Raw genomic sequence first — 14020 nt, forward strand, 5'->3', positions numbered from 1 at the left:
GCGTAAGTAGGAATCTCATCATTAAACGTTGAGAACATGAAAACACAAACCGTAAACAAAACAAAAGAAGTGGCAGATAAAGTAGAGAGAATTACAGGTAGCGAGGCTATTATAAAATGTTTATTGGCCGAAGGCGTTGATATTCTTTATGGTTACCCTGGAGGTGCTATAATGCCCGTGTATGACGAATTGTTTAAGTATCAAGACCAAATTCACCATGTGCTGACGCGCCACGAACAGGGTGCAGCACATGCTGCTCAAGGTTATGCCAGAATTTCGGGTAAAGTAGGTGTGGCCATGGCTACTTCAGGTCCTGGAGCTACTAATTTAATTACTGGTATAGCCGATGCACAGATAGATTCAACACCTTTGGTTTGCATTACAGGTCAAGTGTTTTCACATTTATTAGGTAGTGATGCTTTCCAAGAAACCGATATTGTTGGTATTTCTACACCAGTAACCAAATGGAACTGTCAGGTTACAAAAGCAGCCGATATTCCTGAGGCTTTGGCGAAAGCCTTTTACATTGCCAAAAGCGGAAGGCCAGGTCCGGTATTGGTAGATATCACGAAAGATGCTCAAGTAAGTCAACTTGATTTTAAGTATGAAAAGTGTAAGGGTATAAGAAGTTATACGCCTGTACCAAAAACAAAACCAGAAGCCATAAATGCTGCTGCGGAATTGATTAACAATGCCAAAAAACCTTTGATCGTTTGGGGGCAAGGCGTAATCTTAGGTCAAGCTGAAGAAGAATTGAAGGCGGTTGTTGAAAAAACGGGAATTCCAGCGTCATGGACTATTTTGGGTGCTTCGGCGTTGCCAACTTCCCATCCATTAAATGTTGGAATGGTAGGCATGCACGGAAATTATGCGCCAAATAAATTGACAAATGAGTGCGATGTACTTATTGCCATTGGAATGCGATTTGACGACCGTGTTACCGGTGATTTAAAGACCTATGCAAAACAAGCCAAAATAATCCATTTTGATATTGATCCTGCTGAGATTGATAAAAACGTAAAAACAGATGTAGCTGTTCTTGGTAACGCTAAGGAAAGTTTGGCTTTGCTTTTGGACGCTTTAAATGAAAATTCTCATGAAGGTTGGTTGCAAGAGTTTAAGAATTTATATGCTATTGAGTTTGAAAAAGTAATTAAAAATGACCTTCACCCAATCAAACAAGGGTTAACTATGGGCGAGGTGTTAAAGCAAATAAATGTTGAAAGCAAAGGTAATGCAGCCATTGTTTCAGATGTTGGGCAACATCAAATGATAGCCTGCAGGTATTCAGAGTTTAACGTTACAAAAAGTAACATTACTTCAGGAGGTTTAGGCACCATGGGCTTTGCACTTCCAGCGGCTATCGGTGCTAAAATGGCTGCGCCAGAGCGCGATGTTGTAGCTATTATCGGTGATGGTGGTTATCAAATGAATATTCAGGAATTGGGAACCATTTTCCAAACTAAGGTTCCTGTAAAAATAGTTGTTTTAAATAACGAATTTTTAGGGATGGTTCGCCAATGGCAACAGTTGTTTTTTGATAGACGCTACGCATCAACCGAAATGACCAATCCAGATTTTGTTACCATCGCTAAAGGGTATCACATCAGTGCCCAGCGCGTAACCAAGCGTGAGGAATTGGCAGACGCCGTTAAAGAAATGATGGCTTCAGAAGGGGCATATTTCCTTGAAGTTTGTGTTGAGAAAGAAGACAATGTGTTCCCAATGATACCTTCAGGGGCATCAGTTTCAGATATCAGATTAAGCTAAGATTACAAAGATGAACGAAGACATAAAAACATTCACCATATCGGTTTACACCGAAAACAATATAGGTTTACTTAACCGTATTTCAGCGATATTTCAAAGGCGACATATCAACATTGAAAGTTTAACGACCTCACAGTCAGAGATTGATGGTGTTAACCGTTTTGTGATTGTGGTGAATACTACAGAAACCCAAGCAATGAAAATTGTAAGGCAAATAGAAAAGCAGGTTGAAACCATTAAAGCCTACTATCATACAGATGATCAAACTATTTTTACGGAATCTTGTATGTTTAAAATTAAGTCGGATTTATTGTTTGATGAACCTCAAATTCAAAATATCATCAAAGAAAGCGATACCAGAATTGTTACTGTAAACAAAGAGTTTTTTGTGCTTGAAAAATCAGGTAGAAGAAACGAAATAGAATCTTTACGAAGAGATTTGAATGTGTTCGGTATCATGCAATTTGTGCGTTCTGGTAGAATTGCGGTAACCAAAGACGAAATGAAAATAACAGAAATGCTTACGGCATTTAATAACCAATAAACAAACCAATAATAACAATAAAATTAAAATGGGAAATTATTTTAACACGCTATCGTTAAGAGATAAATTAAATCAATTATCGAAGTGTAGATTTATGGACACTTCTGAATTCGCTGATGGAGTAAATGCATTAAAAGGTAAAAAAGTAGTAATCGTTGGCTGTGGGGCTCAAGGTTTAAACCAAGGGCTTAACATGAGAGATTCTGGATTGGATATTTCTTATGCTTTACGTGATGCTGCCATTGCAGAAAAACGTGCATCTTTTGTAAATGCAACCGAAAACGGATTTACCGTAGGCACTTACCAAGAGTTAATTCCAATTGCAGATTTAGTTTTAAACTTAACACCAGATAAACAACACACTAGCGTGGTTAACGCGGTAATGCCTTTGATGAAAAAAGGAGCTACTTTAGCGTATTCCCATGGATTCAATATTGTTGAAGAAGGCATGCAAATCCGTAAAGACCTTACAGTAATTATGGTAGCACCTAAGTCTCCAGGTTCTGAGGTTCGCGAGGAATACAAAAGAGGTTTTGGTGTGCCAACATTAATTGCCGTACACGAAGAAAATGATCCAGAAGGAAAAGGTTGGGCGCAAGCTAAAGCTTATGCTGTTGCAACCGGTGGTGACAGAGCAGGTGTATTGGCATCATCTTTTATTGCTGAAGTAAAATCAGATTTAATGGGTGAGCAAACCATTCTTTGTGGCCTGTTGCAAACAGGTTCTATCCTATGTTTCGATAAAATGGTTGAAAAAGGAATCGATCCAGGTTATGCTTCAAAACTAATCCAATATGGATGGGAAACCGTAACCGAAGGTTTAAAATACGGTGGTGTTACCAATATGATGGATCGTTTGTCTAACCCAGCAAAAATTAAGGCGTTCGAGTTGTCAGAAGAATTAAAAGATATCATGCGTCCGTTGTTCCAAAAACACATGGATGACATTATTGAAGGTCGTTTTTCTGCAGGTATGATGGAAGATTGGGCTAATGATGACAAAGATTTATTGGGATGGAGAGCTGCAACAGCCGAAACTGCTTTTGAAAAAACTCCAGCTGGAAACATGGAAATTACCGAGCAAGAATATTACGATAACGGTGTATTGATGGTCGCTCTTGTGCGTGCAGGTGTTGAGTTGGCTTTTGAGGCTATGGTAGATTCAGGTATCATTGACGCATCAGCCTACTATGAGTCGTTACATGAAACACCGCTAATTGCCAATACCATTGCTAGAAAGAAGCTATACGAAATGAACCGTGTAATTTCTGATACTGCCGAGTACGGATGTTACCTGTTCGATCATGCTTGTAAGCCTTTATTGGGTGATTTTATGAAGAAAATTGATACCGATGTAATAGGTAAAGCTTATTCAAAAGATAACGGTAAAGCCGTTGATAATGCTAAATTAATTGCTGTGAACAAAGCTTTAAGAGAGCATCCAGTTGAAAAGGTTGGAAGATTCTTAAGAGCATCGATGACGGCTATGAAACCAATAGTATAAACCATTAAACAAACAACTAAACTAAACTAAATTTGATGGTGAAAGCCTGTTGGATTTTAAAATCTGGCAGGCTTTTTTAATTGTTGAAATGTTTAATTTTAAAGTGAAAAGATGAAGCTGGAAATGCAAACTTATTTTCCTAAAATAGAAGATGTAAAACGTGCAGCCGAAACCATTAAAAAGGTATCGGCAGTTACCCCTTTAAGTCCAAGTTTAAGGTATTCCAAGAAATTTGGTGCCAATATTCTTTTTAAGCGCGAAGACCTCCAGCAAGTGCGATCATATAAAATTCGAGGTGCTTATAATAAGATAAGTTCATTAACAAAAGAAGAGGCCGAAAGTGGTGTAGTTTGTGCAAGTGCTGGTAATCATGCACAGGGTGTTGCTTTGTCGTGCAAGCTTTTGAAGATTAAGGGAACCATTTATATGCCAGCCCCAACCCCAAGCCAAAAGGTGGAACAGGTTGAAATGTTTGGTGAAGATTTTATAGAAATTAAATTGGTTGGTGATACTTTTGACGATGCCTATCACGCTGCTATTACAGAATGTGAGCAGTTGGGAAAAACATTCATCCATCCATTTAATGACGAAAAAGTTATCGAAGGCCAAGCCACCATAGCCTTAGAAATTTTGGAACAAGCAAAAGAGCCAATAGATTATGTTTTTGTCGCCGTTGGTGGAGGCGGATTGGCTTCAGGTTTATCAACCGTTTTTAAAATATTGTCACCAAACACTAAAATTATTGGTGTTGAGCCTGAAGGTGCGCCTTCAATGACCGTTTCAATAAAAAGCAATGAAAATACCGAGCTCGGTGAAATCGACAAGTTTGTTGACGGTGCTGCGGTGAAACGCGTGGGCGATTTAAATTTTGCTATCTGTAAAAAGAATTTGGATGCCATGGCAACCGTTCCGGAAGGCAAGGTTTGTGAAACCATTTTAGAACTTTATAATAAAGATGCCATTGTGGTTGAGCCTGCTGGGGCACTTAGTATTTCTGCTCTGGATTTTTATGCCGAAGAAATAAAAGATAAAAATGTGGTCTGTGTGGTTAGCGGTAGCAACAATGATATTATAAGAACGCCGGAAATCAAAGAAAGGGCGCTGTTATATGCCAATTTGAAGCATTATTTTATTGTAAATTTTCCACAACGTGCAGGAGCATTAAAGGAATTCGTAGTCGATATTTTGGGAAAAAATGACGACATCACTTATTTTCAATACGCCAAAAAAACCAATAGGGAAAATGGTTCAGCCGTGGTTGGGGTTCAATTGAAATCTGCCGACGATTTAAAGCCCTTAATTGCCAAAATGAAAGAGCACAATTTTTATGGCGACTATTTAAATGACAAGCCAGATTTGTTTCAGTTTTTGGTTTAAAACTTTAAACTTATTTCCAATACTGAATGCTATCATTATACATAGCATCTAAAGATAATTGAACTGCCTTGGCTGTATTTGCACCGGTAAAAACATTTGAAATAGGCTGTTTGTTATCTAAAATGGCATCCCGAAAATCTACAAGTGCTTGTTTGCTAGGATCTAAATGTGATACTTTAAGTGGATAGATTTGTCGTTGAGAATTTGGATTTGATGTTGCTCCAGAAACGCCGTCAACTTCAATAAACTCTTTTTTTACATTAGGCTCATAGCTTATCCAAGCTTTTATGTAGTCTAAGAAAAGTGTGCCTTTACTGCCGTTTACTTTAATTTGGTAATCATCTAAGCTGTTGCTGGTTAAACAAGTAAACGTTGCTTTTACGCCACTTGGGTAATCAAACAACAGGTGGATATTATCAAACGTTTCCCTTCCATCTTTCCAATAATCTATGCCGCCAATGCCCATTATCTTTTTTGGGTTTTCCTCTAAAACCCAATTGGCAAAATCAATTTGATGTGAGCAAAGTTCTGCTGCCAAACCTCCAGAAAATTCTCTGTACATTCTCCAATTAATCGCTCGTTCCAACTTCGGGTCTGGTACTGGTCGTCTCCAATTCCAATTCCGGTTCCATTGGCATTCAAATGATGTTATTTCGCCTATTTCACCCTCTTTCAATAGTTTTACAACATGGTTATAAAGTTTGGAGCTGTGGTATTGATGCCCAGTTTGAAAAATAGATTTTGAGGAGGAAACTTTTTTTACTAGGCCATTAATTTCATCTAACCCCATGGCCATGGTTTTTTCACAGTAAATATGTTTATCTGCATCAAGCGCGTCGTTTGCGATAGCAGAATGAGAGCTAAGCGGAGTTGCAATCAAAACGGCATCAACATTTTTGTTTTCTAGGAGTTTTTTATGGTTTGTATAGGCTTTAGCTTTATTTGAAGTTTTAGATAAACCTTCCTCTAATCTAAATGGAAGCGTGTCGCAAACGGCAACTACATTTATGCCTTCTATTTCATTAAGAATAGGAATAAGGCCTCCTCCTCTATCTCCTGTTCCTATAACGCCAATGTTAATCGTGTTATTAGTGCTAATGCTTTTTGAAAAAGCCCCTAAAGATGATGTTCTGGCTATAACTGCACTTGTGGCCAACCCCCCTTTTGTTATGAATTCTCTACGTTTCATGTTATTTCAACTTTATTAAACAGGCTTTATTTCCCAACCTGGTTCGTATGTTCTAGACCATAGTTTCATGGCATCTCTATCAAATATTCTGCCTGTATTTTCATCTACCTCGAATGGTTTTTCTATCCTGGATGCAATGTTGGCGTAATGGGTTAGCATTTGGCTTACAACGCCTTCATTTATTGGAGATTTTAATGTTTCTTTACCTCTTATGGCTTGAAAAAAGTTTTCAGAATGCATTGTGGTAAGTCCACCACCACCACCTAAAGTGATACCGTCCTCAATTCCTTTAGTTATATTTTCTTTTATAAGTTTTCCTTTTAAATCGAACAGCTTGTAACCATCTCTATCAATAAACACCGAGCCTTCTGAGCCGTAAATTATTGTACCTCTTCCTGCACCGTACTTATCATATCCGTTTCTGCTTTGCCCGTCCCATTGAATTGTTTTGTTACCAGAAAACTTAAAGGTAGCCTCCATAGTATCGTACATTTCCCAGCCATCATTTGGGTATTGAAATTTACCCGAATACACATCAACATAAATGGGGTAATCAACCTGTAATGCCCAACGAGCAATATCGAGTTCGTGTGTAGCATTATTGCCCGTTTCAGCGGTTCCAAAATCCCAACCGTACCAATGCCAGTTATAGTCCCAGGTGTCATGCATATAGTCTTTTCGCGGAGAAGGGCCTTGAAAAAGTTCCCAGTCCAATCCTTCGGGTGGAGCAGATTTTTTAGGTAAAGGTACTTCGCCCCTTGAGTTTGTGTAAAACGCAATGGCTTTGTAAGGATTGCCAATTATTCCGTTATGAATATCGTTAATGATTTCGGTTGATTCTTTTGATGAGCGTTGTTGATTGCCCATTTGAACAAGCTTTTTGTATTTAGTTTGATAAGCTACAAGTAGTTCACTTTCTTTTGGGTTATGGCTACAAGGTTTTTCCAAATAAACATGCTTATTGGCTTGCATTGCCATACATGCTCCTGGAGCATGCCAATGATCTGGTGTTGCCATAAATATGGCATCTATTTTTTTGTCATCTAATATAGCCCTAATGTCATTTTCAAGTTTAGGCTTGTAATCTATATGGTTTGAAATTTTTTTTGCTGCATTTTCGCGCTGTTTTTTCATAACATCGCATAGGTAAATCAATTCTATATTGTTACTTTTTTTTACAATGGCATCAATATAAGCGCCCCAACGTCTCCCCAAACCCTGAATAGCAACTTGAATTCTGTCATTAGCTCCAATTATTCGTGAATAATTTTTAGCCGAGACACTGTTTATTCCTCCAGTTAACGCTACACCAAGAGTGCCTGCCGTAGCTTTTTTTATAAAATTCCGTCTAGTTGAACCCATGTCTTATTAGTTTAATTCTCTTATTTTAATACTTCTGTAATGTACGGTATTGCCATGGTCTTGAAGTAAGATATGGCCACTTATCCATTGCCCGAAATCAGGCCATACTTTATACTTGCTGTAAGCAACTAAGGCTTTAAACATTTGCGAATGCCTGTCGTATTCTACAACTTTTTCATTATTTAGCCAATGCTCAACTTTTAATCCTTTAACAATTATTCTTGCTTTGTTCCATTTGTCAATGCCTTTAAACTGTTTCCCTCTTCCTGGGACTGAAAGGTTTTCAGCTGCAATTAAATCATAGAGTGAGCCAACAGTTCTGTTGCCATTAACACCAAGTTTTGCGTCTGGATGGTTCACGTCGTCCAAAATTTGAAATTCACAACCAATTGCCGAGCCCATCCCTTTATTAAGTTCGGGGTCTACAAAATATTTTATTCCGCTATTGGCCCCCTTTGTGATTTTAAATTCGAGCTCTAGCTCAAAACTACTATAAAGTTTTTCTGTAATAATGTCACCAGGACCCGTTGATTCTCCTCCATTGGTTTCCAAAATAGTAAGTATTCCATCCTTAATTTCCCATCCGGATTTTGGAAAATGGTCTAGTTTTGCACCACGCCACCCTTTATTGGTTTCACCGTCCCATAATAATCGCCACCCATGGTCTTTTTCATGCTCAGTTAAAGTGTTCACCAAATAACTAACTTCTTTTACATTTGGATTAATTGCCCATTGTGATTGCTTCAAATTATCGGTTTTTATTCTAATGTTTTTCCATTTAATGGTTTTTCCTGCCAATTCATCAGAATTTATACTGTGCACTTGAAGAGCAATAAAGCCTTCGTTGGTAACATCATCAATCAAGTTGGCACACAGTATACCATTGATGAATGTTTTAATTGAATTGCCTATAGCTTCAATTCTGCAACTATTCCAGATACCATTTTTGTAAGCTTCTTGTGCTTTTGGGTTTACAGACATTGGATATAGCCAGCCTCTTCTGGCTTCATCGTAAATGCCTCCGCTAAAACCTCGATTGCTTGGGTCTAGTTCAAATTGGTAACCATGTACCCGGCCATTGCTAAACTCTTTAAAACTATTGGAACGGAACTGAACACCAGAATTGACAGTTGGATCTACCATAACATCAAATTCAAGAATAAAATCTGTAAACAGTTTTTCTGTACATAAAAAACTGTTTTGGGTGTTTGTTTTGGTTATACCAATTATTTCGCCGTTTTCAACTTGGTATTTGGCTGCGCCGTTAAGTTGTTTCCATCCTGTTAAATTTTTGCCATTAAAAAGAGAAATCCATTCCTTTTCCTGTTCTTGCGCACTAATTTTATATCCAGTGAATTGAACAAATAAGATTAGGGTGAGCAACATTAGTTTTGATTGTGTTTGTCTCATTTTCAGTTTTTTTTTGTTGATTGTCAATGAAAATTTGTGCCACCATCTAAATTGGTTTTTTGCATTCAAGATTTATTTTAGCGACATTAAAGTGATAGAATCATTGTAGGTCTAATATAAGATTTTTTTGCAATTATATTTACCCAAGTATTTAATGATAATGTTGCTTTTGTGTAGTTGCTTCATGGAATAGGGTTAGCGGATTGCGAAAGACAAAAAATATTAACATGAGTCTCGAGTTTTCGAAAACGTTTTAGTGTAAATCCTCTAGATTGGTTTGGTGTTTTCTGTTTTTTCCAACTAAAATTTCATTACTTTGATTTTATAAAAAACAAATCTGGAAATCATTCGAAAAAGTGGTAAATTTCTAGTTTCAAACCAACTATCTCATGAAAAATTCATTTCAAGACATTCCAGAAGCATTTAAAATGGAATCTTTATTTCATCAAAACACCTATTTGGTAGATGGCGAGTTAAAGCATTGGGAGGGCGATACTGCAGAGGTTTATTCTACAATTTCCTCTACTGAAAGATATAAGCCAACATTATTGGGGACTGTGCCTCAGTTGGGTGAAGAGGAGGCTTTGGATGCCTTAAATTCAGCTGTAAAAGCTTATAATAATGGACAAGGCTTATGGCCAACAATGAAGGTGGTTGATAGAATTGCTTGCATGGAAAAGTTTGTCAGGCAAATGAAGACCAAAAGAGAAGAAACGGTAAAATTTTTAATGTGGGAGATTGGAAAAAACCTACCGGATTCTGAAAAGGAATTCGATAGAACCGTTGATTATATTTACGATACCATCGAGGCTTACAAGCAAATTGATAGAGATTCTGCAAAATTTGAAAAAAACTCCGGGGTTTATGCACATATCCGTCGTGGGCCACTCGGCGTGGTACTTTGTTTAGGCCCTTATAACTATCCGCTTAACGAAACGTTTACCTTGCTTATTCCTGCATTGATTATGGGGAACACGGTTATTTTTAAACCGGCAAAATTAGGGGTGCTACTTATTTCACCTTTATTAGAGGCATTTCAAAACAGCTTCCCAAAAGGAGTGGTAAACATTATTTACGGTCGTGGTCGTGTTTTGGCAACACCAATCATGAAATCTGGAAAAATAGATGTACTGGCTTTAATTGGAAATAGCAAGTCGGCCAATGCTCTTCAGGCGCAACATCCTAAAGGAAACAGACTACGCATGGTTTTAGGATTGGAAGCCAAAAACCCAGCCATTGTATTGCCAGATGCAGATTTGGATTTGGCGGTTGAAGAATGCATCACAGGAACCCTTTCTTTTAACGGGCAGCGTTGTACAGCATTAAAAGTTTTATACGTTCACGAATCTGTTGTGGAAGAATTCAATAGACGATTTTCCTATAAAGTAGACCGGATGAAATTTGGAAACCCTTGGGAAGAAGGTGTTAAATTAACTCCGCTTCCAGAGGAAGATAAACCAGCTTACATTCAAGAATTAATAGATGATGCTGTTAATAAAGGCGCCAAGGTTTTAAATGAAAAAGGTGGCGAAATTTCGGAGAATTTTATTTTCCCTGCGGTTTTGTACCCAGTTAGCAAAGACATGCGTGTTTTTCAAGAAGAACAATTTGGACCTGTAATTCCGGTGCTTTCCTTTTCAGATATTGAAGAGCCTCTAAACGATATGGCAGAGTCTAATTACGGACAGCAGGTTAGTTTGTTCGGCAAAAACATTCAAACTTTATCGCCACTTATAGATACTTTGGTAAATTTAGTATGTCGTGTAAATTTAAACAGCTCTTGCCAACGCGGGCCGGATGTTTATCCGTTTACAGGAAGAAAGGATTCTGCATTTGGTACACTTAGTGTGCACGATGCGTTGCGCTCATTTTCCATAAGAACTTTTGTGGCCTCTAAAGACAATGCGTATAATAACGCCATTTTAACCGAGCTTTTGGAGCATAAAACATCCAATTTTATAAGTACTGATTATATACTGTAAACTGAATACAGGTTTAAAAATAAAACATAAATAAAAATGAAAACTATTAATTTTAAGCTACTTATATTCTTTTTTGGTTTGCTATTATTGAATTGTGGAGGTAAGGAGAAGAAAGAGAAAGAGGGTTTTTCTTATGAGAAAACAAGTTCTTCTGAATTAGAAGTGAAACAAAACGATAATATTGCCAATATTGTTATCATAGGAAATGATGCCATGCAATTTAACCTAAAAGAGATTAAGGTGAAAGCAGGACAAAAAGTGAAATTAACTTTACGTCATATTGGAAAATTAGATGTTAATGTGATGGGACATAATTTTGTTTTGCTAAAACAGGGAACGGACTTAGTCGCATTCGGCAATAAAGCAGCAACCCAAAAAGAAAACAATTACATTCCAAAGGGTTCAGATGAGGTTTTAGTGCATACCAACATGATTGGAGGTGGACAGGTAACGTCCATTGAATTTGATGCGCCCGAGGCAGGAACTTACGAGTTTTTATGCAGTTTTCCGGGACATTATGCGCTTATGCGTGGTAAGTTTATTGTAGATTAAAAACTTGTTGAGCAAGCAAGAAATTAGTAGGGCCTTGTTGAATCGTTTAAATAAAATAAAAAAAGGATGAAATATTGCAACCCAAAGGGTTGTAAAGCTTTATTATTAATAATTTTATTGAAAAAGTGGTTGTGCAATAGTTATTTTTAACAAATAAAATTATAATTTTACATCATGAAAACATTAAAAACTAAAATACGTTGTTCTACATCCGGTTTGCCCGTGCGCAATCGCCGCATCTAATTGTTATTAGCTAAACCCAAAACGTAATTTTAATTTTTTTCATAGTGTCCAAAAATATTTTCATACCTTTTAAAAATACAGTTAATTTGCTAATTAGCCACAAGTCTATACGCCGTGATTTTCCCCGTCGCCCGTAAGGGTATGTTTAATTTTATTGAATTAGGTGTGTCCAGTTCAACCAAAGGAAAAATAAAATAAATTGAAAACTCAACAGAAACTAGGAAATGAAGGTTGTTATAGCCAATAAATCACATATAAAATACGCCGAAATAATTTGCGAAACCATTGCAGAGTCTGCAGCCGTAAGAGGTACAGGTATTGCCAGACGCACTCCTGAATATATCGCCACAAAAATGGAGAATGGCAATGCCGTTATCGCTTTAGATGGCGATAAATTTGCAGGGTTTTGTTACATCGAAAAATGGGGTCATGGTAAGTTTGTGGCCAATTCAGGTTTAATTGTGCATCCAGATTATCGTGGTGTGGGTCTTGCCAAGAAAATAAAGCACAAAGTTTTTGAGCATTCAAGAAATAAATTTCCTGATGCAAAAGTGTTCAGTATTACTACCGGATTGGCGGTGATGAAAATGAACAGTGATTTGGGCTATAAACCCGTGCCATTTTCTGAATTAACAGATGATCCGACTTTTTGGGACGGTTGCCAAACCTGTAAAAACTATGATGTTTTAACCCGAACCAACCGAAAGATGTGTTTGTGTACGGGAATGTTGTACGACCCAAAAGCCAAAGGAGTTCACAAAATCATAAAGGAAAAGGTTTTCAAAAGATTAAAGCACATTAAAGAAACCATGTTTCTTAATAAAGAAAAAAATAAAGAGTAATACATTTTCGAGTTTGTGAAAATGACAAAGAATTTAAAATGAAGAAAAAATTAGTCATAGCTTATAGTGGAGGATTGGATACATCGTATTGTGCCGTAAGTTTATCAAAAGAATACGATGTGCATGCGGTAAGTGTTAATACGGGAGGGTTTACAAAATCTGAGATAGACCGCATAGAAAGCAACGCATACAAAATGGGCGTTTCAACATATAAAAATGTTGATGCCGTTGCGACCTTTTATCAAAAAGTAGTAAAATATTTAATCTTTGGAAATGTATTGAAGAACAATACGTATCCATTATCGGTAAGTGCAGAACGTATTATTCAAGCTATTGAAATTATAGAATATGCAAAAAGTATTGATGCAGAATATATTGCCCATGGTAGTACCGGTGCTGGTAATGATCAAGTGCGTTTTGATATGATTTTTCAGACTTTGGCGCCAAACATCAAGATTATAACGCCAATTAGAGATGAAAAATTAACTAGGCAGCAGGAGATTGATTATCTAAAAGCGAACGGTATAGATATGTCTTGGGAAAAGGCTAAATATTCTATTAATAAAGGACTTTGGGGAACTAGTGTTGGCGGTTCGGAAACATTGACTTCAAATAAACCGTTGCCTAATGAAGCATATCCATCACAGTTAAAACATACCGAAGATGAAAAGGTAAAATTAACTTTTGAAAAAGGTGAGTTGGTTGCTGTAAATGGCATTGAGAATGCTCCAGAAATAAATATTGAAGTACTTAATAATTTAGCTTCTGCCTATGCTATTGGCAGGGATATTCATGTTGGCGATACCATTGTTGGTATAAAAGGTCGCGTTGGTTTTGAGGCTGCAGCTGCGTTGATAACAATAAAAGCACACCATCTTTTGGAGAAGCATACGCTAACCAAATGGCAATTGCAACACAAGGAATATATTGCCAGTTTTTATGGTATGCATTTGCATGAAGGGCAATATTTAGATCCTGTGATGCGTGATATGGAAGCCTATTTACAAAGTAGTCAAGATAAAGTTTCTGGCGATGTTACGGTTACATTGAAACCTTATCACTTCTCATTGGATGGTATTTCTTCAGAACACGATTTAATGAGTGCTAAGTTCGGAAGTTACGGTGAAGAAAATAAAGGTTGGACAGCCGATGAAGCCAAAGGATTTATAAAAATCTTTGGCAACCAAAATAAAATATATCAACAGGTAAATTCAAATTAAAATCAACTTTCGTTGTCATGCTGAA

General features: G+C 37.1%; 11 protein-coding genes. 8 read left to right on the plus strand and 3 right to left on the minus strand.

Translation table 11 applies throughout. The annotated features are described in order from the left end of the window. The first annotated feature begins 36 nt into the window (after positions 1-36). The 4 genes from ilvB to ilvA all read left to right on the plus strand — a co-directional run bounded on the left by ilvB (position 37) and on the right by ilvA (position 5195). Complete coding sequence (ilvB, locus tag WJN01_RS05915; RefSeq protein ID WP_445196210.1) at positions 37-1770, plus strand: biosynthetic-type acetolactate synthase large subunit; 1734 nt, start codon at positions 37-39, stop codon at positions 1768-1770. A 10-nt stretch (positions 1771-1780) separates the two neighbouring features. Next, positions 1781-2314 (plus strand): acetolactate synthase small subunit, encoded by a 534-nt coding sequence (gene ilvN, locus WJN01_RS05920; protein ID WP_370478700.1) that lies wholly within the window; start codon positions 1781-1783, stop codon positions 2312-2314. 28 nt (positions 2315-2342) lie between these two features. Further along, entirely contained in the window at positions 2343-3818 is a 1476-nt protein-coding gene (ilvC, locus tag WJN01_RS05925) for a ketol-acid reductoisomerase (protein ID WP_445196211.1), read from the plus strand. A 111-nt stretch (positions 3819-3929) separates the two neighbouring features. Next, positions 3930-5195: a threonine ammonia-lyase IlvA gene (gene ilvA / locus WJN01_RS05930; protein ID WP_445196212.1), complete on the plus strand. Its 1266-nt coding sequence runs from the start codon at positions 3930-3932 to the stop codon at positions 5193-5195. Positions 5196-5205: 10 nt separating this feature from the next. Here ilvA and WJN01_RS05935 read toward each other — a convergent pair whose 3' ends face one another. The 3 genes from WJN01_RS05935 to WJN01_RS05945 are packed head-to-tail and all read right to left on the minus strand — an operon-like array spanning position 5206 to position 9156. Next, positions 5206-6384: a Gfo/Idh/MocA family protein gene (locus tag WJN01_RS05935; RefSeq protein WP_445196213.1), complete on the minus strand. Its 1179-nt coding sequence runs from the start codon at positions 6382-6384 to the stop codon at positions 5206-5208. 15 nt (positions 6385-6399) lie between these two features. Further along, entirely contained in the window at positions 6400-7746 is a 1347-nt protein-coding gene (locus tag WJN01_RS05940; RefSeq protein WP_445196214.1) for a Gfo/Idh/MocA family protein, read from the minus strand. Positions 7747-7752: 6 nt separating this feature from the next. Then, positions 7753-9156 carry a 3-keto-disaccharide hydrolase gene (locus WJN01_RS05945; RefSeq protein ID WP_445196215.1) on the minus strand — a complete coding sequence of 468 codons (1404 nt, stop codon included), beginning with the start codon at positions 9154-9156 and terminating at the stop codon, positions 7753-7755. A gap of 389 nt (positions 9157-9545) precedes the next feature. Here WJN01_RS05945 and WJN01_RS05950 point away from each other — a divergent pair, with 389 nt between their 5' ends. From WJN01_RS05950 to WJN01_RS05965, 4 genes are all read left to right on the plus strand, one after another. Then, positions 9546-11138, plus strand: coding sequence for an NADP-dependent glyceraldehyde-3-phosphate dehydrogenase (locus tag WJN01_RS05950; protein WP_445196216.1), 1593 nt, complete (start codon positions 9546-9548; stop codon positions 11136-11138). A 36-nt stretch (positions 11139-11174) separates the two neighbouring features. Further along, positions 11175-11690, plus strand: a complete 516-nt coding sequence (gene azu / locus WJN01_RS05955; protein WP_445196217.1) for an azurin — start codon at positions 11175-11177, stop codon at positions 11688-11690. 467 nt (positions 11691-12157) lie between these two features. Beyond that, positions 12158-12775 carry a GNAT family N-acetyltransferase gene (locus WJN01_RS05960; RefSeq protein ID WP_445196218.1) on the plus strand — a complete coding sequence of 206 codons (618 nt, stop codon included), beginning with the start codon at positions 12158-12160 and terminating at the stop codon, positions 12773-12775. 38 nt (positions 12776-12813) lie between these two features. After that, on the plus strand, positions 12814-13995 hold the full coding sequence (locus WJN01_RS05965; RefSeq protein WP_445196219.1) for an argininosuccinate synthase: 1182 nt from the start codon (positions 12814-12816) through the stop codon (positions 13993-13995). The last annotated feature ends 25 nt before the right edge of the window (positions 13996-14020 follow it).

Origin of the sequence: Tamlana sedimenti (genome assembly GCF_038148895.1) — a bacterium.
Classification (GTDB): domain Bacteria; phylum Bacteroidota; class Bacteroidia; order Flavobacteriales; family Flavobacteriaceae; genus Tamlana.